The following is a 21,424-nucleotide window of genomic DNA, read 5'->3' as shown; positions in this document are numbered from 1 at the left end:
CCACCTCTCTGTTTTCCTATGTTATGCAGATGGAAACAGGAATAATGTATTCGCTTACATATCCATTATAACATAGATTCAATATGGATCACATGACGCATGACAGGTAGGTTTAACCAAATCCACGATCAGTGGAGCAATATCAACATGAATCATCAAAAATATTGATATGACAAAAGGGGCAACGATATATGAACACGCAGCAATCCACGACTACACATCAGATGACAGGAACAGCCATCGTAACCGGAGCAGGGTCGGGAATTGGCCGGGCGGCTGCGATACGTCTGGCGGAGGCAGGCATGACTGTCGCGCTGTTCGACCTGAAGGACGAGCATACACAGCAGACGGAAGAATACATTGCCAAGCGATTCCCTGGACAAGCATACGCTTATGATGTGGATTTGAAAGATCCAAAACGGGTAGAAGACGCCGTCAAGCAGGTTGCCGAGCAATGTGGAGACATTAAGGCGGTATTCGCGAACGCGGGCATTAACGGCGTGCTCTCTTCCATTGAAGAGTTGAAAGTCGAGGACTGGGAGGAGACGATGAAGGTCAACCTGACTGGAACATTCGTCACCGTGAAGTATGCTCTGCCCTATTTGAAAAAACAAGGCGGCAGCATCATCATAACAAGCTCTATTAACGGCAGCAGAAAGTTCTCCGGATTCGGCATGAGTGCGTACAGTTCTTCCAAGGCAGCTCAAGTGGCATTTGCCAAAATGGCTGCGCTGGAGCTCGCTCGTTATAAAATACGAGTCAACGTCATTTGTCCGGGAGCCATTGAGACGCACATTGAAGAGAATACGAACCGGAAACCGTCCGTGAAGGACATCGAAATCCCGATGACTTACCCGGAAGGCAGTCAGCCGCTTGAGCATGGGCCAGGGTCTCCCGAACAGGTCGCTGATCTGGTTGCCTTTCTGGCATCCGACGCCGCAAGCCATATCACCGGCGCGCAAATTATGATTGACGGCGCCGAATCACTTCTCTAGCTCGATACTAAAACACGTCCATCCTTAGCGCAGTCACAGAAAGTGAAATTTCCGTGCCTTGTTATCCGGATGGACGTGTCTTCTTTCGTGTCTTATTTACTCATCTCTTGCGTTGCATGCCCCGCTTAGCTGAGCGGCTGCACTTCCGCAACTTTTCGTTGCTGGCGGACTCGTTTCGTTGCCTCTACCATGTGGCGAAGGGCCGCGACCGTTTCTGGCTCATGACGCGTCTTTAAGCCGCAATCTGGATTAATCCAGAACGATTCCACAGGAAGCACAGCCAGTGCTTGGTCGATCAATTGCTCCATCTCTTCGACGGAGGGAACGCGCGGACTGTGAATGTCATACACTCCAAGTCCGATTCCGAGCTCATAATGCTGCTTCTCCAGTGTGGCAATCATATCTCCGCCGCTGCGCGCAGTCTCCAACGAGATGACGTCCGCATCCATCTTGCGAATCGTGTCCACCATGTCGGAGAAATCGCAATAGCACATATGCGTATGAATCTGCGTCTTAGGCTCCGCGCCGCATGTGGCCAAGCGGAATGCAAGCACGGCCCACTCCGTGTAATAGGACGCATCCTCCGCTTTGAGCGGCATGCCTTCCTTCACCGCCGGCTCATCCACTTGAATCATTCCGATGCCGGCTTGCTCCAAGGCGGCAATTTCTTGGCGCAGCGCATAAGCCAGCTGGAATGCCGCTTGTTCGCGCGGGACATCATTACGGACGAACGACCAGTTCAGAATCGTCACCGGACCAGTGAGCATGCCTTTAACCGGCTGCGCAGTCAAAGACTGGGCGAACGCCGTCTCTTTCACGGTCATCGGTTCTGTGAACGCGACATCCCCGTAGAGAACTGGCGGCTTAACGCAGCGGGAGCCGTAAGATTGCACCCAGCCGAATTTGGTAAAGGCGAAGCCGTCCAATTTTTCGCCAAAGTATTCAACCATGTCCGTACGCTCGAACTCGCCATGCACGAGCACATCGATGCCGATGTCTTCCTGGATGCGAATCCAACGCGTCATTTCTTCTTCCAGGAAAGCTTCATATGTTCGTGCATCCCACTCTCCCTTGCGGTAACGCAATCTCGCCCGGCGAATGTCGGCCGTTTGCGGCATGCTGCCGATTGTCGTCGTCGGCAAGAGCGGGAGTTCCGGCCAGCGCTTCGAATGCAGCACTCGGCGCTCCTCATAAGGCGTGCGCTTAATTCCTTTCGCCTTCTCCTCCTCCAGCAGCTCGTGCAATGCTTGGACGATATCTGTACGCTGGCGGGAAGGCTCGTTGCACCATGAGAGGACGCGCGCGGCACTGTCATTCAGAGCGGCACGAGTTGCGTCACTAGGCTGCGCGATATGACGGGCCAATTGCACCGTCTCCTCCAGCTTCTCATCCGCGAAGGCCAACGCCTCACGAATTACCTCCGGAAGCTCTGTCTCGCGCGTCGCCGTCAACGGCACATGCAGCAGGCTGCAGGATGACTGTACGATCCAGCGTTCCTTCGGCACGATGCTCGCAACGGATTCCAGCCACTCCGCCACTTCTTGCAGATCAGTACGCCATATGTTTCGGCCGTCGATAACGCCGAGCGCTAACGTTTTATCTTGAGGGAAGCCCGACTTGCGAAGCGCGGCTTCGTTGCTTGCTTTGCCATGCACGAAATCCAACCCCAGCGTATTGACCGGCAGTTGAACGAATGCTTCGTAATCCGATACCGCATCGAAATAAGTTTGCACCCATAACGGAAGCGTCGGAGCCGCTGTCCGTAGCTGTTCGTATACGGATTGCACAGCCTGCCAATCTTCTGGCTTCATTGCCAACACGAACGCCGGCTCATCCAGCTGTACGCACGGAACGCCCTCCGCTTCAAGCTCGCGAAGAATGTCGCTGTACACACCGATGAACTGCTTCAGGACCTGCAGACGTTCTCCTGCGGGAACCCCCTTCAAGGAGCGCACATACGTGTAAGGACCAATGATGACCGGCTTGCCTTCGATGCCCAACTGAAGCTTCGCTTTGCGATAAGCTTGCAGCGGCCGGTTGGAAGTAAGCTGTGGCGCTCGACCTTCCCATTCTGGCACAATATAGTGATAGTTCGTGTTGAACCATTTCGTCATTTCACAAGCAACTGCATCTTGGGTTCCGCGTGCAAGAGCAAACATGAGATCAGGCGATACTTCCCCGCCTTCATACGAATAACGTGAAGGGATGAGTCCGAACATCGTAGTCATGTCAAGCACATGGTCGTACCAAGAATAGTCGTTTACAGGAATGTAATCGAGACCGGCTTGTTGCATTTTGGTCAATCGCTGCAATTCAATCTTGTCTAATTCCTGCTCCAGCTCCTGAGCCGAAATCTTTTTCGCCCAATACTGCTCCAACGCTTTCTTCCATTCGCGATCATAGCCGATGCGCGGATATCCTGCTGCACTTGTCTGTACTGATGATGCTGTCATTATCCTTGCTCCTCTCCATATGTGATTCCCCCGCGGGACAAATAGGGACAATTTCTATCTGTTAACACGGAATTAGCATATAACATTATTCGCCATAAGGAAACCACAAAAAAGGACATCCTGCCAACTGACAGAGATGTCCCGTAAACGTCCATGACGGAATAATGGCTCATCGCTTTCCTATCATCGTCCCATCCGGCTGCGCCGGACATCGACACGCGATTTCCATGTTTACGAACACTTCCCTATCTCCCGTAGGTACAATCAGTGCTGCCAGAACAGGCAGGTCTCCTGGCTTCAGCGTCATCGGTGTTAGCGGCCTTCCCGGTTGCATAAGCGAAACCAGTGGCCTGAAGGCTACACCTCTTCTGATACAGTGGCGGGACCGCGTCGGACTTGAACCGAACTTCCCTATTAAGCTTTGACATGTTCGCAAAGCGCCTGTTCCCTGATATGCAGTTGTGTTGGAACGTGATGGACACCTTTCCAATTGAGAACGATTATAAACTGTCTTGCAGCGGATGACAAGTGCTTTTTCCAAATGGACGAGCAGTAAAGTATGGGGTTGAGGAAATGTTCCAGAAAAGGGTTAACCTTTTCCTGATGTACCAGTCAATTTTGATTAAGAATAGGTTTACCTTCTCCCATGTCTTCCGGTAATGCATCTCCAGAAAGTCGAACCCATACTCGTCTCCCAAGTATGCCTAGCTTGGCAATGAAAATACACACGCTATATGGACATTCCTTCATTCAAGAACACGATGTCTTCCCCGTTCTCATCTAAGGTCAGCTCGCGATTGTCCAAGAACCACAGATCGTTCTGCTCCATGTAGAATGTAATGCCGTCCACGACTTCGGTTACGCCAGGATATTGCGGGCTGTCTTTCATGATGCCGAAAGAGTAAGGTCCTGAAGCGCTGAATCCACTGTAGCGCACGAATACGCGCACCGTATCTCCTGCTGTAAATCCCCAATCGGTCTGAAACCGCTGTGCCGCCTTTGGTGTCACTCGTAATTGCATCAACGGACCTCCTTTATTCAATCTTTTCCCTTCTAAGCTCGATCATACCATGTGGAGAAACCGATGAAAATACCAACTTTTCACCTTGCATCATTCATTTACGATCACGAGATCACATCGAAACCTTGGTCCTCGATCGCTTCGCGAATCTGATCCGGCTTTACTGCCGTCTCGTCATAAGTGACACTCACTTGCTTCGCCGCCAGGTCCACCTGTGCTTGTCCGCCGATGCCAGCAACGGCCCGTTCGACCGATTGCTTGCAATGTCCGCAAGTCATTCCTTCCACTTTCACCGTCAAATTCGCCATCATAACTGCCTCCTTTATATTCATATCGTTACTTCTGAATTGTCATCCATATCTCCAAGATAACTCCTTCCTCATTTTCCTGCAAACGTTTCGGGGCCACTCACATATAAACGAGCTCCATGCACGATGTACAACCACAGAACACATTTCACAAAACACATATATTTCGAGAAAAATTGATATAGTCGAACTAATGATCTTGGGCGCATTACCGCTCAAAATCAGAGCCTCCTCATATCGAGAGGTATCGAGAGGAAAGCTTTAATTTAATTGCATTTTACATCTCTCGATAACGTCGTGATGCCTCCTTTCATGAAATTTTCATTTTAGGTTGGCTATATGTATGAATATTGGTTAAAATTTAATTGTTACATATTTTGAACAAGCTGTCTCATGCTTCATTGAGCACAAAGGAGGCAATACACATTATGACCCAAATATCCAAAGTATCCCGCATTGCATTGATCGGTTCGGGATTCGTCGGATCCAGCTATGCATTCGCCTTGTTCAATCAGGGCTTAGCTTCCGAATTAGTCATTATCGACGCCAACCACAAAAAAGCGGAGGGCGACGCGATGGATCTAAACCACGGCCTTCCATTCGCATCCAATATGCGAATTTGGGCTGGGGACTACAGCGATTGTAAAGACGCTGATTTGGTCGTCATCACAGCCGGTGCGAACCAAGCTCCTGGCGAAACACGTCTCGATCTCATCGAAAAAAATGCAAAAATATTCAAGTCTATCGTTGAATCAGTCATGAACAGCGGCTTCAACGGACTGTTCCTGGTTGCCACCAATCCGGTAGACGTGCTTACATACGCGACATGGAAATATTCCGGCTTGCCAGCAAATCGCGTCATCGGATCCGGTACGATTCTAGACACGGCACGCCTTCGCTATCTGCTTGGAGAGCAGATCGAGGTCGATCCGCGCAATGTCCACGCCTACATTATAGGCGAACACGGGGACACCGAGCTTCCGGCATGGAGCAACGTCAGCATCGGGGGGCAACCGCTCGAAGATTACCGGAAGACGCACGGGAAGCCAACAGACGAAGATTTGAACAATATTTTCATCAATGTGCGCGACGCCGCGTATCATATCATTGAACGCAAAGGCGCCACTTACTACGGCATCGCGATGGGACTCGCGCGTCTGACTAAGGCGATTCTCCGCAATGAGAATTCCGTACTGTCGGTATCTACTTTGTTAACCGGAAAATACGGGTTGGACGATGTCTACATCGGCGTTCCAGCTGTCGTCAACCGCCAAGGGATTAGAGATGTGTACGAGCTTCACCTGTCAGAAGATGAGAAGCAGAAGCTGCACCATTCGGCCGGCGTACTGAAGCAGGCGATTTCTTCAATTTTCCCTAAATAATTGAATGATGTCAGCAAACCCCGAGGCTTAGTCTCGGGGTTTATTTACCATTAAGGAAAGTTAAAGTTCTGTGAAGCGGTAAAGCGAATCAACCATTCCCTATGGCGATAAACCCTGCCTCTACATGCGGTCGCTCATCTATGAAAGGCCTCGACAGAGGTTTTCTCATGTCGCACGGACATTTTACGTGCTTCCCAAGCTCAGCAGCCATGTACAGCACTAGACGCTTCGATAGTGACAAGCTCGAGTATGCTTAATCGCGAGAAAGGTTGAGGTTGTTATAAATCGCCCTAGCTCCACTATCCCCTCGCATCAGTAAGGTTAGTGTGACTCATATTTCGCTTTTTCCAATTCTTTGCATGCTCCGCGAATTACGACGAAGCCCCCCTGTGTTGCAGCCTCCAGCATCGCGTCCGTCGAACAACAAGCCGACAGCTGCTCGTCGTTGTTGTCCTGAGCATATGGGAGAATGAACATAAGCATGATAAAATGGCTCCAAAGTCTCCAGCAGATACGGCGACAAGAGGAACGCTGGAGAAATGAGCAGACACAAACAGAGAAGCGCACTGGAAACTGTTCCAGTGCGCTTCTTTTTTCAAGAATGGGGCTGCCAATCGCGCCAAGCCGGCACGCCTCCAGCCGACTCCGCTGCAATGATCGCATTGTGCACCGCATAGCCGAGCACTTCCGCCGCCCATATGCCGATTAAATCTACAGAAGCTGCGATGCCCCCCGTCGTCATGGCGAAAACCGTATCCCCATCGTACATCGTATGGACCGGGTATATTGTACGTGCAAGACCGTTATGCGCCATTTGCGCAACCTTGCTCATCTCCGTCTTCGTCAGATCGCCGTTGCAGGCAATCGCCGCAATCGTCGTATTCGTTCCTGGGCGCGAATGCCCGAATGGGTTCGCCATTTGTGTCAGAAAGCTTAACGGATCAATGAAGCTCCCCGCATCCTCCTGCCTCGCCCCTGCCAACGTCGTTCCTGTCTTCGGATCACGCACCTCGCCGATCGCATTGACCGCGACGGCCGCTCCGACGACAAGACCACCTGGCAGCTGCACCGATGCAGTGCCGAAGCCGCCCTTCATCACCCGATCAGGACCTGCATATTTCCCGACCGTTGCCCCCATGCCAGCTCCGATATTGCCTTGCGGGCACGCGGTAGCGATTGCATTACGCGCAGCGGCATAGCCCATCGCAGCGTTCGGTGTAACATGCGGATCGCCTAAGCCCAAGTCGAATAGGATCGCAGACGGAACGATAGGCACTTTGCCTACCCCGACATCCATACCAATCCCCTGCTCCTTCAAATAACGCATCACGCCGTGTGATGCTTCCAGTCCGAACGCGCTGCCGCCGCTCAGGCAAAGAGCGTGAATATGCTGTACGAGCGCAGTCGGGTGAAGCAGCTCCGTTTCGCGGGTACCTGGTGCGGAACCGCGCACATCGACGCCGCACACTGCCCCTTCCTCCGCAATGATGACCGTGCAGCCCGTTAAGGCTGCGTCATCCTGTGCATTGCCCAGTTTGATGCCAGGCACATCAGTTATACAGCCCGGATAGAACTCCTTGCCGCCCACGTGATGCAAAGCGGAATCCGAATGCTTCATATTCTCACTCCCTTAACTATTATTAATAATAAGATTCGATTAAGAAGCCCGCTTTCCTTTTTTCAGGATATATCTTGCTCTGTCTTTACTTCTGCCTCATAATGGGAGAGATTACTAAGCCATCATTTGGAGGTGTCGCAATGAAAATGCGCGTATCTGCTGTACAATACCATTTGCATTCAATTAGCAGCTTTGAACAATTCGCTCACCAAGTCGAACATTATGTGAAGACAGCAGCGGAATTCGAAGCTGAATTTGTGCTCTTCCCTGAGTTTATGACGACACAATTAATGTCCATCGGTGACGAACAGGGAGAAGCGCTGACGATACAGGATTTGCCGCAGTATACCGAAGCCTATCACACTTTGTTCAAACGGTTGGCGAAGCAATACAACATGCATCTTATCGGGGGCACACATGTCATTGCGCGTAACGATAAGCTATATAACGTCGCTCATCTGTTCTACCCTGACGGCAAGGTGGAAGAGCAAGCGAAGCTGCATATTACTCCTTTCGAAGTGAAAGACTGGAATATGGCTGCCGGAGAAGGCGTACGTGTCTTTCATACGGAAAAAGGGACGATCGCCATTTTAACCTGCTACGATATCGAGTTTCCGGAAATTGTGCGTATGGTGCGCGCGCAAGGCGCGGATGTCATCTTCTGTCCTTCCTGCACAGACGATCGCCAAGCATTTTATCGCGTGCGCTACTGCTGCCATGCCCGAGCCATCGAGAATCAAGTGTACGTCGTGGCTACCGGCACAGTCGGCTCACTGCCTACTGTTGACCTTATGCGTTTGAATTACGGCCAAGCAGCAGTCATCACGCCGAACGACATTCCGTTTCCGCCACGCGGCATCATGATTGAAGGTGAAATCAACAACGACATGATCGTAACCGCCGACTTAGATGTCACCTTGCTGCATCAAGTGCGTGAACGCGGTTCGGTCACGACTTGGCGTGATCGCCGCACCGATTTATATACGGATTGGTAAGGAGGGTGTGCATGTTCCGCCAATCGCTATATGTCATACTCGATGGCAAGCCGCGACTTGTCACGCTGCGCAACTATACAATAGAGGATACAGAAGCGCTCATCGATATCCAACGCGACTGCTTCCCTCCTCCATTCCCATCGGAGTTGTGGTGGAATGCAGAGCAGATTGCCAATCATGCGCGCATCTTTCCCGAAGGGGCACTGTGTGCCGAAATGGACGGCGTGCTCATCGGTTCAATGACCGCCCTTATCATTCAGACTGATGCATATGAGAAGCACCTGCCTTGGGACAAGGCAACAGATAACGGCTATATCCGAACGCATCATCCGGATGGCGATACGCTGTACGTCGTCGATATTAGCGTGCGACCGGATTATCGCAAGTGCGGCATCGGCAAAGTGATGATGCAGGCCATGTACGCCGTGGTCGTTCATCTCGGATTGAAGCGCCTTCTCGGCGGTGCGCGCATGCCCGGCTACGGACGGGCCGCGGCTCAGTATTCAATCGAACAATATGTGGAAGGCATCATGGAAGGGAAATGGCATGATCCCGTCGTAAGCTTTCTGCTGCGCTGCGGGCGGACGCCGGTCGCCATCGTCCCGGATTATCTTGAGGATGAAGAGTCAAGGAATAACGGGCTGCTCATGGAGTGGCGCAATCCGTTCATCACGAATTGCCGGCGATAACAGTTCCAGTATGAGCAGTCTGACTATGCAATAGGAAAAGATGGCAATGATATACAATTACGTTCGAGGAAAGGATGTTATGCCATGACAGCATTGCGATATATTCGCATCCAATCTATAGCAGATCCTTTATTTTCCCAAATGCACGCGTTAATGGGCCGCATTTTTCCGAAAGAGGAAGTGCTGGAATTCGATTTATGGAAAGAACCATTGGAGGACCCGGATATTCGCGTATTCGTCGCGGTGCATGGCGAAGAAGTCGTCGGCGCGACCGAATATCGCTTCGTGGAGCCGCTGAACGTAGCGATGACCGACTTTACCATTATCGGCCAACCCGGACTCGGCATTGGACGCTTCTTGTATAAAGAGCGCGAACGCGACCTGCTGCAAGCTGCTAAAGAAGCAGGCACATCGCTCATCGGCATGTTTGCCGAAATCTACGACCCTTATCGTGTAGGTGATTTCTCGTTCGGGGGCGTGCGCCCGATGGATCCGGTCGTACGGCGCGAGGTGCTGTCGCACCTCGGCTACGAAAGATTGGATTTCCCCTATGTTCATCCTTCTTGGTCCAACGATGGAGAAGCGGTGAGCGGACTCGATTTCTGCTTCATGCCGTTGCAAGAAAATAGGCAAGACGTACCGGCAGAACTTGTCGTTGCATTCCTGCAATGGTATTACGCCGTACTGCCGAACAAGCCTGAAGCTTGGTACAACATGATTGAGCAATTGAAGCAGCGGGATAACATTGCTTTACTTCCGCTTTAATGGAATTGCCCAGCGGCTTTTTGATGAGTTATGGCGTGTCCTGTCATTTTCTTACGAAACGACAGACAAAATGCAGGCGGATATCAGCCCTCGGTACATATCGGCGTCGACATCCGTCACGGCAAGCAGCATGCGCAGTCGTCCAACAACGCAAAATGGTGGAGCAGGAATAATCTCTGCCCCACCATTTTTTCATTCGCATGCTGCAATTCTAATAAACTGAGCTATCCCTCAAGTGTTTCTATCTGCTTTTTGGATAGCTCTTTTGCTTCATATAGCACGGAGTTTCACATGTCACACTGTACAGTGTAACCACCGTAGAGCATTCTATTACACAAGGCCGCACAGTCTCCGGCATCGTCCCGGCCGTTCTGCCCGGAACGTCTCCACGTTGCCTTGATCCATCATCGTTACGTATACCGTTCGTCCATCTTCTCCGCCGAACGTAACGTTCGTGCAATTACTGCCATGCAGACGCACTTCCTCGACGAGTTCGCCTTCCGGCGAGAAGATGGCCACCGTCCCTTTGCCGAAACGGCTCACGTACAAATAGCCTTCCGTATCGCAACGCATGCCATCTAGTCCGTAATCCGGAAACTCGTGGAACAATCTTTTGTTGGAAACATTTCCTTGTTCATCAAGGTCATATGCCCATATCCGGCGTTGAACGGATTCATTGACGTATAACGATGCTTCGTCCGGGCTAACCTCTATCCCATTGGTCGTCCCCATCCCCGTCTCCAACAGCGTCATCTCTCCATCCGGAAGGATACGCCACAATTGGCCGGTATCATTGCTCCAATTCGGATCGCTGGCGAAGACAATGTCATTTGCCATAATGGCAATATCGTTCGGTTGATTCATATCCGGATTATGCGCCAGCACATCAAGCCGCTTCGTATCGAATGAATACCGGTATACGTTGTGGCCGGCATAATCGGCGATCAACATATCACCGTTACGGTTGAACCGAATTCCGTTCCCAACACTTCCTTCCGGAAGTTCAAGGAAGACGGAGCACTCGGCTTCAGGCGTAACTTGTCCAATCGTGCCTTCACGCTCATAATTGACCGCATACAAATTGCCGTCCTTGTCGCACGCTGGTCCTTCTACTCCATTGGTAAAGCCGTGTGGAGTTGTGAACACCTTGCTTGTGCGGCATTGTGCCTTACGTTCAGCCTGACTCATACCTTCCGCTCCCCCCTATACATTATCCTTACTCCTTATTCGGCAGCCGCATGAGCATAATTAACCACATTAATCAATGTGCCGAATATAATGAATGCCATTAATTATAAATGGATTGGAACAGTTGAGTGCCGGTATCCTGACGCATCAGCGGGTATTTCCGTTGTTATGATCGTCCGCGCCGTCTTCTCCACCGTCGCCGGTATCCGTCTGAAATACGCGCCGTGCTTCTTTTTCCTGCACATACGCTTCGATCATATCGCGCTTCAGTTCCCAAGCCTTCATGCTTATATCGACATGGTATCGCTCTGGATTCGTCTTGCGCAAATATTCCGGCCAGAATAGCTGCAGCTGCTGCTTGTGATAGTCGCGGATCTCTTCCAGCGATGGTCGGTTATATACCAGTTCTCCGTCACGGTACACCGGTTGCAGCAGTCGTTCCGCATCATATTGATCTACATATTTGTGCATATACGGGTGAATCGGATCGAACAATTTAATTTTGGAACGGCGTTCCACATCATCTTCTTCCGATAAGCAGATGTAATCGGCGATTGCCTTCTTCTTTTTCTTATGAATAATGCGGTATACATCCTTCTTTCCTGGTGTCGTCACCTTTTCGGGATTCGCTGATATTTTGATCGTCGGATGCATTTCTCCTCTGACTTCCCGGGAGACCAGCTTATACACCCCGCCCAACGAAGGCTGATCCGATGCTGTAATCAACTGCGTGCCGACGCCCCACAAATCAACGCGCGCGCCCTGCAGCTTCAAGTCAGAGATTGTATACTCGTCCAAATCATTGGAAGCGCAAATTTGCACATCCGTCAGACCGGCTTCGTCAAGCATATTCCGCGCCTGGATCGACAAATACGCGATGTCGCCGCTATCCAGACGAATCGCTTGCAGTTCTTTGCCACGCTTCTTCAGCTCAAGGCCTATTTGAATGGCATTCGGAATGCCGCTATGCAGCGTATCGTACGTATCGACCAGGAGCGTCACTTGGTTAGGCAGCGCCTCGGAGAACACTTCGAATGCCTCTCGCTCGTCCTCGAAGCTCTGTACCCAAGCGTGCGCATGCGTGCCTTTCGTCGGAATGCCGAAGCGTCGGCCCGCCAGCATGTTCGAAGTGGCATGGAACCCTGCAAGGTAAGCCGCCCGCGCTCCCCACAAAGCCGCATCCGCTTCCTGGGCCCGTCTTGTTCCGAATTCCATCAAAATATCGTTGTGCGCCACCTGCTTAATTCGCGATGCTTTTGTCGCAATCAACGTTTGGAAATTCATGAAGTTCAAAAGTGCGGTTTCAATTAATTGGGTCTCAAAGACGCGTCCTTCCACACGAATAAGCGGTTCATTCGCGAAGACGAGCGTGCCTTCACGGACCGCATCAATATGTCCGGTAAACCGGAAATTCCGCAGTTCCTCGAGGAATTCTGCATCGTACTGCTCTTCCTGTTCACTTAAATATTCGATATCCTCTTCCATAAAGTGAAGCTGTTCGATATACTCCACAATACGTTCAAGTCCAGCGAACACCGCGTAACCGTTGTGGAATGGCAGCTTGCGGAAAAAAGCCTCAAATACCGTATGCTGGTTGTGCGTACCGTGCTTCCAGTGTGCATACATCATATTGATTTGATATTTATCCGTGTGTAACGCCATAGACGTATTCATCTGTTCATCCTTCTTTCTGAGGTCCCTACTGTCGAGCGGAGCTTCTATCGTTAATAGCCGCGAACAATTTGAGCTCCTAATGTATTGCGGAAATGCTGCAAGGCCCATTCATGTGCTTGTCCATTAAACGTGGCGACAGCATCCTCATGAATGACAGTCTTGTAGCCTAGATTATAGGCTTCGATCGCCGTATGCAGCACGCAAATGTCTGTGCACACGCCAACCAGGTGTACTTCTTGAATGCCTCGGGTACGAAGCCGCAGGTCCAAGTCCGTTCCGCAAAACGAGTTGTAGCGCGTCTTATCCATCCAGTAAATGTGAGCTTCGTTCTGCTTGTACACCTCTTGCACTCGGCCATACAAATGCCGTCCATCCGTACCTTTAATGTTATGCGGCGGGAACAGCGCCGCTTCCGGATGATAAGGATCCTGCTCTTCATGCATATCGACCGCCATCGTGACAAAATCGTCTGCAGCCGCAAACTTCTCCACCAGATCCGCAATGCGGTCTTCAATATCAATAGCCGGCTGTCCGCACGGAAGCCGGCCGATAACGAAATCATTCGTATAATCAATTACGACCAACGCCTTCATGGCAGTTCGTCCCCCCTCTTCACCCTTGCCGAGCAATAGGCAGCTTAACGTCATTATGACAAAATGGCGCTAAAAGTCAACCGATAAGCTACCCCTTAGCGACAAAAGTGCCGGTTCCCATCGTTCCCAATCTGCCTTGTTCGTCGGTAACCGTTCCATATAATGTAAGCATGCGTTTCGTGGCGCTCACGACATGGGCGCGCACTTCCAGCGTCCCGCTCTTCAACGGGTGCACGAAATGGACATTCAAGTTGCTTGTCACGACGTTCTCGTGCGGCCTGACTGCAGCGGCGGCAATCCCCATCGTATTGTCGAGCAAAGAACTTAACACGCCTCCATGGACCATGCCCATCATATTCAGGTGATGCTGTTCCACCTTCAGCCTTACGACAGCCTCATGTTCATCCACTCGCACCAGTTCGCAGCCCAAATATCCCCAAAAGGAGGCTTGGGCCTGTTCGGCCAACTCGCTCCAGCGCTTCATCTGATCATCATTCTCTTTGCTCATGTGCGCACACCTCACAATTGTTCAAGCTATTTATTGTAGTTAACCGCGATGGTTATATATGCATTTCTTCTTACTAGTATATACGACGCCTATCTACAGATCATCCCAAAGATTACATCTCCTGTCCATTCTGTTGTCTATAAAAAAATCGGCCGATCGCCAGTGCCAACGATCGGCCATTGATTAGATGTAATTTACGATGTCCTATATAGATGCCACTCTATTCAGTATGAGCGGATTCGCTTCGTCCCCCTTCTACTCATCCGGTTTTTCATTCGGCTCTTCACCCTGCTGCCTGCGCAGCCCCTCCTCTTCAATCAATTTACGCCGCAGAACTTTGCCAACGATCGTCTTCGGCAACTCGCTGCGGAATTCATAAATGCGCGGCACCTTGAAGGCCGCCAGTCTTGCGCGGCACCATTCCTCCAACTTCTCCTCGCTCACGTCCAAGCCTTCGGCCCGGACGATAAAGGCTTTGACCGTCTCGCCGCGATACGGATCGGGCACGCCGATGACGACAGCTTCCTTGACCGACGGATGCTCGAACAGCACCTCTTCCACGTCGCGCGGGTACACTTTGAAGCCGCTGGCATTGATCATGTCTTTTTTCCGGTCCACAATGATAAAGAACCCGTCCTCATCCATCGTCGCCATATCTCCGGTCAGCAGCCATCCCTCGTTGAGCACTGCTTTCGTCTCTTCCGGCCGATTCCAGTACCCTATCATCACCTGCGGTCCGCGCACGGCGAGCTCTCCGATCTCACCGACAGACAGCGGCTCTCTTGTATCAGGATGAACAACCATCGCCTCCGTATCTGGGAATGGGATACCGATCGTTCCGTTCTTGCGCAGGCCCTTCAGCGGATTCGCATGCGTGACCGGCGAAGCCTCGGTCAACCCATAACCTTCAATGAGCCGGCCGCCCGTGATGGATTCGAAGCGCTCCTGCACTTCCAATGGCAGCGGCGCGGATCCGCTTACGCATGCTTTGATAGAGGAGAGGTCGTACTTATGAACCTCCTTATGGTGATTGATTGCAATGTACATCGTCGGCGCTCCCGGAAAGACGGTTGGCCGTTTCTTCTCAATCGTCTCCAACACTTGCTTCGTCTCAAAGCGCGGCAGCAGCACGAGAATGCCTGCCAGATGCATCGCGTAGTTCAACAGCACCGTCAGGCCGAACACATGGAAGCAGGGCAAAGCCGCCAGAAAGATTTCCTTTCCCCTGTGGGCGTCAATGAACCAATTCGCGGTTTGCAGCGTGTTGGAGACCAGATTGTAATGCGTCAACATGACGCCTTTTGCCATGCCTGTCGTCCCGCCCGTATATTGCAGCATCGCGATATCGCGCTCCGCATCGACCGGATAGCTGACCGGCTCCGCAGAACACGACTTCAGCCAAGACTTGAAGCGGAACACGCCCGGCACATCCGGTATGTCCAGCGATTGACCATCTCTTTTCGCTTTCAACGGATAGAGCAAGTTTTTCGGAAACGGCAAATATTCTTGAATGGACCCGACGATGAATTGCTGCAGCGGAGTGCTGCGCTTCACATGGTGTACGCGCGGGAACAAAATGTCCAGCGTCACGATGACTTTTGCTCCGGAATCATTTAATTGAAACGTCAGTTCACCCTCCATATACAGCGGGTTCGTCATCACGACGATGCCTCCGACGAGCAGCGTGCCGTAGTATGCGATAACCATCTGCGGACAGTTCGGCATCATTAGGGCAACGCGGTCGCCAGTCTTCACGCCTAACGACTGCAATCCATTCGCAAATCGGTAAGCCGATTCAAGCAGCTCCCGATACGTTAGCGACACACCCATGAATTCAACGACGGGCCGCTCCGGATAATCTGCGGCGGCCTGAATCAGCAGCTGCGCGACGTTGTGCTTGGGATAGTCGAAGGACGGTGCCACTTCTGCAGGATAATGGCGAAGCCAAGTCCGTTCGCCGAGCATTGCTACCCTCCCCTTCCTCTCTTAGTATGAGAAATGTTGTTGCGGCAGTTCATCGTGCTCATTAATAGACGATATAGCGTTCAGATTTAATCACGCTTGCCGCGATGTCCCGCTTAAGTGCAAAGGTGGACAGGGAGGATGCGCGTGTAAATTTCTTCAAGAGGGACAGCTGCGTGCGAAGCACGTCGCCGCTCGCCGCTTCCTGCAGCGTTTCTTTGGCACGTTGCTCCATCACCTGCAGCGCTTCGCGCAAATAGACGCGCGTCATCTGAATCGCCAGATCCGCCTTCTCCTCTCCGAAGCGCTCAACGATCTTTTTCGTGCGCAGCAAGGCGCTTTCTCCCGCATACAATTGAATGATCATGTCAGCAGATGGGACAGAACCTCTTGCTTCTCTTCGATGCGGGTGCCGAACTTCTGGACTGCTGAGCCTCCCACGATAAGGAATAGCGTCTTCATCTGCGACAGCAGCTGTTCTTCTTCCACAAGCGGACCATCGCCTTCCGCAACACTGTACGAGAGCACTTCCTCCTGAAGCTGCTCAAGCCGCTCCATTAGCGGTAGCTCGCCTTTCATTGCTTTTTTGAGCAGCGTGCCCGGAATGAGCAGACGGTTAATCTCATTCGTCCCTTCAAAAATCCGATTAATGCGCGCATCGCGGTAAATCCGCTCGACCTTGTATTCCTGGACGTAACCGTAACCTTATCCAGTCCGAGTCCGCCGTAGGCTTCGGGCACATCTGCCGCCAACAGTCCGAGCTCGCCTGCCTTCCGCATCAGGCGAACCGTCAATTCATAATCCAACCGCTCGATGTGCTCATCTTGAGGCAGAACGTCCCCTTCCAAAAAAGCGCGTGTCGTCTCCGCGAACATGCGCTGCTCTTCTGTAAAGTCTTCCGGTGTAACGACCAGCGCCGGATCCGAATCAAAGATTAGAAAGCCGCCTCCAACCTGTCTCGCTTCGGAAGTCGCACCCATATGCAATTCCTCCTTCATTACTGGATTGCTGCTTTATACCGAGGCCGGGGCAAGCACCTCGAATACCCCGGCCGCCCCCATTCCGCCTCCAATGCACATGGACACTACGCCATAGCCGCCGCCGCGCCGGCGCAGCTCATAGAGCAGGCTCGTCGTCAGCTTGGCTCCGGTGCAGCCGAGCGGATGCCCGAGCGCAATGGCGCCGCCATTCACGTTCACCCGCTCCGGATTCAAGCGCAATTGCTGTATGACGGCCAAGCATTGCGCGGCGAACGCCTCGTTCAACTCGTACAGCGCCACGTCATCAGCCTGCAGCCCAGCCTGACGGAGCGCCTTCGGAATCGCTTCTGTCGGGCCGATGCCCATTACTTCCGGCGGAACGCCCGCAACGGCGAACGTCCGGTACACGGCAAGCGGCTCCAGACCAAGCGCTTCCGCCCGCTCCCGGCTCATGAGGAGCAAGGCTGCTGCGCCGTCGCTGAACGGCGAGGAGTTGCCGGCCGTCACCGTTCCCCCCATGCTGAAGGACGGCTTCAACATGCCGAGCGCTTCGAGGCTCGTATCCGGGCGCACACATTCATCATGCGCGAACGGCTCCGTCACGGTGCGCAAGCGGCCATTCGCTTCCGCGCGCGTACGCGCCGCCTGCACCGGGACGAGCTCGGCATCGAATGCGCCCGCCGCCTGCGCCGCGGCCGCCCGCTCATGGCTCTGCAGCGCAAAGGCGTCCTGCATCTCTCTGGAGATGCCATACGCCTGCGCCACCCGTTCCGCGGTATGTCCCATGCTCATGTACAATTCCGGCATCGTGTCCGCTATCTCGGGATGCGGAGCCAGCTTGAAGCCGGTCATCGGCACATGTGACATGCTCTCCACTCCGCCCGCGATAATGACATCTGCCGCTCCCGCCATGATGCGCTCCGCCGCGAAGGCAATCGCCTGCAGCCCCGATGAGCAGAAGCGGTTGATCGTGACTCCGGGCACCGAATACGGCAACCCGGCATGCAATGCAATCACCCGCGCTACATTTAAGCCTTGTTCGCCTTCCGGCATGGCACAGCCAAGGATAACGTCCTCTACCTCGGCCATTTGCAAGGCTGGCGCGCGTTCCAATACCGCCCTTATTACAGCGCGGCCCAAATCTTCCGCTCTCGTCTCCGCCAAGGCGCCGCGCTTGCCTTTTCCTACGGGTGTTCGCACGGCGGCAACAATAACCGCCTCGCGCCCTGAACGGGAGGAAGCGCTTGCTTCCATTTAAGCCCCTCCTTTTCACATCGCATCCATATTCCTTCCTGATAACCTGGGCATCTGCAGGGCTGCCTTTAATTCCGCAGCGGCTTGCCTTTGCTTAACATGTGCTGCATCCGCTGCTGCGTCTTCGGTTCTCCGCACAGCGACAGGAACGCTTCGCGCTCCAGATCCAGCATGTGCGCTTCAGAGACGAGACGATTGGCCGGAACGTCACCTCCCGTCAATACGCGGGCCAGCTTGCGCGCAATTTTGGCATCATGCTCGCTAATATATCGGCCTTCGAGCATGGACGAGACCGCCAGCTGCAGCACAGCTCGCCCTTCTCGGCCTGCTGCGCGAATCGTAGGCTTGCCTGCATCCGCCGCCGTTCTCCAATACCCGGCAGCATCAAGTGACAGCACCGCCTGCTTCGCCTCGAACACTCTGCGTGCGCTTGGGATGAGTACCCTATCCTGCGGACTCATATATCCAAGCCGTTCCACATCATGCCCGCTGCCGGATACTTTGGCCATCGCAATCGTTTCGAAGGCGCGCAGCAGCGGCTGCGTGACATCATCCTCCGGGTGCGGGAAGCGCTTGGACAACCTCAAGGCGATTTCCTTGCAACCGCCTCCTCCCGGAATGAGGCCGACTCCCGTCTCGACGAGGCCGAAATACGTCTCCGCGCTGAACAAAATCATATCGGACGGCAGACACGCCTCCACGCCGCCGCCGAGCGTCATCTGGTGTGGTGCGGCCACGACGGGACGATTCAGCGCCTTCAGCTTCATCATCGTATTCTGGAACTGACGGATGATCAGATCGATTTCATCCCATTCTTCGGCCTGCGCCTCTGCTAGAAGCAGCATAATATTGGCGCCGACACAGAAATTGCGGCCTTCATTGGCAATGACCATACCTCTGTAATCGCGGGAAACAATATCCACGCTTTTCTGAATCATCGACAATATATCCTCGCCGATCGCGTTGTTCGGCGAATGGAATTCAAGGCAGGCCACATCGTCCCCAATATCAATCAGACTCGCTCCCGAATTGCGCGTAATGGTCTTCCCCTGCTCCTTGCATTCACGGAGCGATACCAATTCTGGGTCTGTCTCCACCAGCTTCCATTCTCCGCGCGAAACATGGAACACCCCTTCCGGTCGACGTTCATAGAACTGTTCATGGCCCGCTGCGAGCCAATCCGTCACCCATGAAGGGACCGTTGTTCCCTCCCTTTCCATCCGTTCCACGCTGGCGCGCACGCCTATCGCATCCCAATATTCAAACGGACCGAGCTCCCAGTTGAATCCCCAGCGCATCGCCTTGTCAATGGCGCGAATATCGTCGGCAATCTCCCCTAACTTAGCAGCGGAATAGCAGAGCACATGCTTGAGCACATTCCAGACGAACTGCGCATGAGCATCGCTTAGCTTCAATATGGCCTGCAGCTTGGCCTCCGTTCCTTTGGCGCGCTTCGCCTGCTCCAGCGAAGCAGACTTCACCGGCTTGCGCGGTTCATAGCTCCAATCCGACCATCTCACGGCTCGAATTGGATCGGCGCTAGCTCCTGTCCGCTCTTTGCGGTAAAATCCTTGCCCGCTTTTCTCCCCGATCCAGCCGCGCTGAACCATTTCCTGAAACCAGGCAGGGAGCTGGAACGCGGCGCGCTCTTCATCGCACTGCACCCGTTCGGCCACATTGTTCGCCACATGCTGGAACGTATCAAGCCCGACCAGATCCAGCGTGCGGAAGGTGGCGCTCTTCGGGCGTCCCATGACAGGTCCAGTGAGCGTATCGACCTCCTCGATGCTTAAGCCGAGTCTTTCCATTTCCTTCAATGTCATGAGCAATCCATACGTTCCGATACGGTTGGCAATGAAATTCGGCGTATCCTTCGCTACAACGACTCCTTTGCCGAGCCGGCGTTCACACCATTCTCTTGCCTGTGCCAGTGTTTCCGTCTTCGTATCGGTTCCAGGAATCAGCTCTACCAGATGCATGTAGCGCGGCGGATTGAAGAAGTGAGTGCCGACAAAAGAGCCTTTAAACGCTTCTGTCCTGCCTTCCAGCATGAGGTCGACGGAAATGCCCGACGTATTCGTGCTGACCAACGTTCCTTCCTGCCATTGCCGTTCCACTGCTTCCAATACGGCGCGTTTAATGTCCAGCCGTTCGGTCACCGCTTCAATAATCCAATCCACGCGCTGCAGATCCGCCATATGGTCGGTCGTATTGCCGGGAGTAATCCGCTCTGCGAACGCTTCCACGTATAATGACGCCGGATTGCTTCGCTTCAGACGCTCCACCGCAGACCTCGCCAGCCGATTGCGAACGCGGAAGTCTTCCAGGCTCAGACCCGCTTGCTCTTCTTCCGCCGTTAACGCTGGCGGAATGATATCAAGCAGCAAGCAGGAGATGCCTGCATTCGCCAATTGCCCCGCGATGGCGGCTCCCATGACGCCCGATCCAATCACGGCCGCCCGCTCCACCTCGTTCCATTTCTTCACCTTCGTCCCTCCTCAATCATGCACTCGCAACCATCATCAACTTGCGTATTGCCCCCTTGGCCCGTTCCAACCACTTTATCGTGGTCACTTGACATGCGGTCCCCGCCCGCACCGCAGCATATGACATTCATGCGTGCCGTTCCAGTTCGAGCAGATCTAGGCCGGGAATCGCTTTCAGCAATTGTCTCGGCGCTACAGCACTTCATTGGAGCGCGCCAAGTAACAGGAGTCATGCCATGCTACCTGCTTCTGGATCGAGTGAACGGGACGCAGCCTGCCGTACAGCCACAGCTTATGTAACCATTCCGTGTGATGAAATACTTGGATTTTCCTTGGATGTCCGGTTGCAGTCCGCAGTCCGGATATTCTTTTTTCAACGTATGATACGTGTGGGGTCAGGCCGTCACAATAGTGGAGTGCCTCATGCAGCAGACGGACCAGCGCTTGTGTCACGCGCTGCGTACGTTACGCCCCCATCAAGCCGATTGGCAAGTAGATAAACCCATAGAACAACACTGCGTGCATAAGACCACTTGGCAAATCTCGTCACAGC

The 21,424-nt window shown here is 53.0% G+C and carries 20 protein-coding genes, 1 pseudogene and 1 riboswitch; of the genes and pseudogenes, 5 read left to right on the top strand and 16 right to left on the bottom strand.

Features of this window, described 5'->3' with window-relative positions:
* Positions 1-191 precede the first annotated feature (191 nt).
* Positions 192-995: an SDR family oxidoreductase gene (locus tag M3650_RS01850; protein ID WP_251571853.1), complete on the top strand. Its 804-nt coding sequence runs from the start codon at positions 192-194 to the stop codon at positions 993-995.
* A 125-nt stretch (positions 996-1,120) separates the two neighbouring features.
* On the opposite strand, the gene metE is transcribed toward M3650_RS01850, so the two are convergent.
* From metE to M3650_RS01830, 4 genes are all read right to left on the bottom strand, one after another.
* Entirely contained in the window at positions 1,121-3,448 is a 2,328-nt protein-coding gene (gene metE / locus M3650_RS01845) for a 5-methyltetrahydropteroyltriglutamate--homocysteine S-methyltransferase (RefSeq protein ID WP_251571851.1), read from the bottom strand.
* A gap of 169 nt (positions 3,449-3,617) precedes the next feature.
* The gene (locus tag M3650_RS01840; protein ID WP_157259900.1) at positions 3,618-3,755 is read right to left on the bottom strand and encodes a hypothetical protein; all 138 of its coding nucleotides are present in this window, start codon (positions 3,753-3,755) and stop codon (positions 3,618-3,620) included.
* A riboswitch (cobalamin riboswitch) is annotated at positions 3,713-3,908 on the bottom strand. (Overlaps the previous gene by 43 nt.)
* A gap of 270 nt (positions 3,909-4,178) precedes the next feature.
* Complete coding sequence (locus M3650_RS01835) at positions 4,179-4,469, bottom strand: HesB/YadR/YfhF family protein (protein WP_251571849.1); 291 nt, start codon at positions 4,467-4,469, stop codon at positions 4,179-4,181.
* Between the two features lie 104 nt (positions 4,470-4,573).
* On the bottom strand, positions 4,574-4,777 hold the full coding sequence (locus M3650_RS01830; RefSeq protein WP_019425099.1) for a cation transporter: 204 nt from the start codon (positions 4,775-4,777) through the stop codon (positions 4,574-4,576).
* Positions 4,778-5,205: 428 nt separating this feature from the next.
* Here M3650_RS01830 and M3650_RS01825 point away from each other — a divergent pair, with 428 nt between their 5' ends.
* Positions 5,206-6,159 carry an L-lactate dehydrogenase gene (locus M3650_RS01825; RefSeq protein ID WP_233695492.1) on the top strand — a complete coding sequence of 318 codons (954 nt, stop codon included), beginning with the start codon at positions 5,206-5,208 and terminating at the stop codon, positions 6,157-6,159.
* A gap of 321 nt (positions 6,160-6,480) precedes the next feature.
* On the opposite strand, the gene M3650_RS01820 is transcribed toward M3650_RS01825, so the two are convergent.
* Together M3650_RS01820 and M3650_RS01815 are read right to left on the bottom strand one after the other, a co-directional pair.
* Positions 6,481-6,642, bottom strand: coding sequence for a hypothetical protein (locus M3650_RS01820; RefSeq protein ID WP_251571847.1), 162 nt, complete (start codon positions 6,640-6,642; stop codon positions 6,481-6,483).
* A gap of 112 nt (positions 6,643-6,754) precedes the next feature.
* A complete protein-coding gene (locus M3650_RS01815) occupies positions 6,755-7,777 on the bottom strand; it encodes a P1 family peptidase (RefSeq protein ID WP_251571845.1) in 1,023 nt (340 codons plus the stop codon).
* A 140-nt stretch (positions 7,778-7,917) separates the two neighbouring features.
* Between M3650_RS01815 and M3650_RS01810 the strand changes: the two genes are divergently transcribed.
* The 3 genes from M3650_RS01810 (at position 7,918) to M3650_RS01800 (ending at position 10,226) form a co-directional block, all read left to right on the top strand.
* Positions 7,918-8,772, top strand: a complete 855-nt coding sequence (locus M3650_RS01810; protein ID WP_251571843.1) for a carbon-nitrogen hydrolase family protein — start codon at positions 7,918-7,920, stop codon at positions 8,770-8,772.
* Positions 8,773-8,783: 11 nt separating this feature from the next.
* Positions 8,784-9,461: a GNAT family N-acetyltransferase gene (locus M3650_RS01805; protein ID WP_251571841.1), complete on the top strand. Its 678-nt coding sequence runs from the start codon at positions 8,784-8,786 to the stop codon at positions 9,459-9,461.
* Between the two features lie 93 nt (positions 9,462-9,554).
* Positions 9,555-10,226 carry a hypothetical protein gene (locus M3650_RS01800; RefSeq protein WP_026011427.1) on the top strand — a complete coding sequence of 224 codons (672 nt, stop codon included), beginning with the start codon at positions 9,555-9,557 and terminating at the stop codon, positions 10,224-10,226.
* A 330-nt stretch (positions 10,227-10,556) separates the two neighbouring features.
* Here M3650_RS01800 and M3650_RS01795 read toward each other — a convergent pair whose 3' ends face one another.
* The 10 genes and pseudogenes from M3650_RS01795 to M3650_RS01740 all read right to left on the bottom strand — a co-directional run bounded on the left by M3650_RS01795 (position 10,557) and on the right by M3650_RS01740 (position 21,324).
* Positions 10,557-11,414 carry an SMP-30/gluconolactonase/LRE family protein gene (locus tag M3650_RS01795; RefSeq protein ID WP_251571839.1) on the bottom strand — a complete coding sequence of 286 codons (858 nt, stop codon included), beginning with the start codon at positions 11,412-11,414 and terminating at the stop codon, positions 10,557-10,559.
* Positions 11,415-11,561: 147 nt separating this feature from the next.
* Complete coding sequence (locus M3650_RS01790) at positions 11,562-13,088, bottom strand: nicotinate phosphoribosyltransferase (protein ID WP_251571837.1); 1,527 nt, start codon at positions 13,086-13,088, stop codon at positions 11,562-11,564.
* A 50-nt stretch (positions 13,089-13,138) separates the two neighbouring features.
* Positions 13,139-13,681 (bottom strand): cysteine hydrolase family protein, encoded by a 543-nt coding sequence (locus M3650_RS01785; RefSeq protein WP_251571835.1) that lies wholly within the window; start codon positions 13,679-13,681, stop codon positions 13,139-13,141.
* Positions 13,682-13,769: 88 nt separating this feature from the next.
* Entirely contained in the window at positions 13,770-14,189 is a 420-nt protein-coding gene (locus M3650_RS01780) for a PaaI family thioesterase (RefSeq protein ID WP_251571833.1), read from the bottom strand.
* A 255-nt stretch (positions 14,190-14,444) separates the two neighbouring features.
* Positions 14,445-16,154 (bottom strand): long-chain-fatty-acid--CoA ligase, encoded by a 1,710-nt coding sequence (locus M3650_RS01775; protein WP_251571831.1) that lies wholly within the window; start codon positions 16,152-16,154, stop codon positions 14,445-14,447.
* 61 nt (positions 16,155-16,215) lie between these two features.
* Positions 16,216-16,820 (bottom strand): annotated as a pseudogene (locus M3650_RS31735) (hypothetical protein).
* Positions 16,727-17,131, bottom strand: coding sequence for an acyl-CoA dehydrogenase family protein (locus tag M3650_RS33065; protein ID WP_483311717.1), 405 nt, complete (start codon positions 17,129-17,131; stop codon positions 16,727-16,729). The pseudogene M3650_RS31735 and the gene M3650_RS33065 overlap by 94 nt, the downstream one beginning before the upstream one ends.
* Positions 17,132-17,164: 33 nt before the next feature.
* Positions 17,165-18,385 (bottom strand): acetyl-CoA C-acyltransferase, encoded by a 1,221-nt coding sequence (locus M3650_RS01750; RefSeq protein WP_251571826.1) that lies wholly within the window; start codon positions 18,383-18,385, stop codon positions 17,165-17,167.
* A gap of 68 nt (positions 18,386-18,453) precedes the next feature.
* A complete protein-coding gene (locus M3650_RS01745; RefSeq protein WP_311295008.1) occupies positions 18,454-20,871 on the bottom strand; it encodes a 3-hydroxyacyl-CoA dehydrogenase/enoyl-CoA hydratase family protein in 2,418 nt (805 codons plus the stop codon).
* A 192-nt stretch (positions 20,872-21,063) separates the two neighbouring features.
* On the bottom strand, positions 21,064-21,324 hold the full coding sequence (locus tag M3650_RS01740; RefSeq protein WP_251571824.1) for a hypothetical protein: 261 nt from the start codon (positions 21,322-21,324) through the stop codon (positions 21,064-21,066).
* Positions 21,325-21,424 lie beyond the last annotated feature (100 nt).

Origin of the sequence: Paenibacillus sp. MER TA 81-3 (assembly GCF_023713585.1) — a bacterium.
Taxonomy (GTDB): domain Bacteria; phylum Bacillota; class Bacilli; order Paenibacillales; family Paenibacillaceae; genus Paenibacillus_B; species Paenibacillus_B profundus.
The sequence above is the reverse complement of the archived record's forward strand: the minus strand, read 5'-3'. Positions and strand labels throughout refer to the sequence as shown.

What these genes read in the sequence shown, in the direction of transcription:
- M3650_RS01790 (WP_251571837.1), bottom strand. Translation starts at nt 13,088, where the DNA reads ATGAATACGTCTATGGCGTTACACACGGATAAATATCAAATCAATATG.
- M3650_RS01830 (WP_019425099.1), bottom strand. Translation starts at nt 4,777, where the DNA reads ATGGCGAATTTGACGGTGAAAGTGGAAGGAATGACTTGCGGACATTGC.
- M3650_RS33065 (WP_483311717.1), bottom strand. Translation starts at nt 17,131, where the DNA reads ATGGGTGCGACTTCCGAAGCGAGACAGGTTGGAGGCGGCTTTCTAATC.
- M3650_RS01815 (WP_251571845.1), bottom strand. Translation starts at nt 7,777, where the DNA reads ATGAAGCATTCGGATTCCGCTTTGCATCACGTGGGCGGCAAGGAGTTC.
- M3650_RS01840 (WP_157259900.1), bottom strand. Translation starts at nt 3,755, where the DNA reads ATGACGCTGAAGCCAGGAGACCTGCCTGTTCTGGCAGCACTGATTGTA.
- M3650_RS01820 (WP_251571847.1), bottom strand. Translation starts at nt 6,642, where the DNA reads ATGCTTATGTTCATTCTCCCATATGCTCAGGACAACAACGACGAGCAG.
- M3650_RS01795 (WP_251571839.1), bottom strand. Translation starts at nt 11,414, where the DNA reads ATGAGTCAGGCTGAACGTAAGGCACAATGCCGCACAAGCAAGGTGTTC.
- M3650_RS01785 (WP_251571835.1), bottom strand. Translation starts at nt 13,681, where the DNA reads ATGAAGGCGTTGGTCGTAATTGATTATACGAATGATTTCGTTATCGGC.
- M3650_RS01805 (WP_251571841.1), top strand. Translation starts at nt 8,784, where the DNA reads ATGTTCCGCCAATCGCTATATGTCATACTCGATGGCAAGCCGCGACTT.
- M3650_RS01775 (WP_251571831.1), bottom strand. Translation starts at nt 16,154, where the DNA reads ATGCTCGGCGAACGGACTTGGCTTCGCCATTATCCTGCAGAAGTGGCA.
- M3650_RS01810 (WP_251571843.1), top strand. Translation starts at nt 7,918, where the DNA reads ATGAAAATGCGCGTATCTGCTGTACAATACCATTTGCATTCAATTAGC.
- M3650_RS01780 (WP_251571833.1), bottom strand. Translation starts at nt 14,189, where the DNA reads ATGAGCAAAGAGAATGATGATCAGATGAAGCGCTGGAGCGAGTTGGCC.
- M3650_RS01825 (WP_233695492.1), top strand. Translation starts at nt 5,206, where the DNA reads ATGACCCAAATATCCAAAGTATCCCGCATTGCATTGATCGGTTCGGGA.
- M3650_RS01850 (WP_251571853.1), top strand. Translation starts at nt 192, where the DNA reads ATGAACACGCAGCAATCCACGACTACACATCAGATGACAGGAACAGCC.
- M3650_RS01750 (WP_251571826.1), bottom strand. Translation starts at nt 18,385, where the DNA reads ATGGAAGCAAGCGCTTCCTCCCGTTCAGGGCGCGAGGCGGTTATTGTT.
- M3650_RS01835 (WP_251571849.1), bottom strand. Translation starts at nt 4,469, where the DNA reads ATGCAATTACGAGTGACACCAAAGGCGGCACAGCGGTTTCAGACCGAT.
- metE (WP_251571851.1), bottom strand. Translation starts at nt 3,448, where the DNA reads ATGACAGCATCATCAGTACAGACAAGTGCAGCAGGATATCCGCGCATC.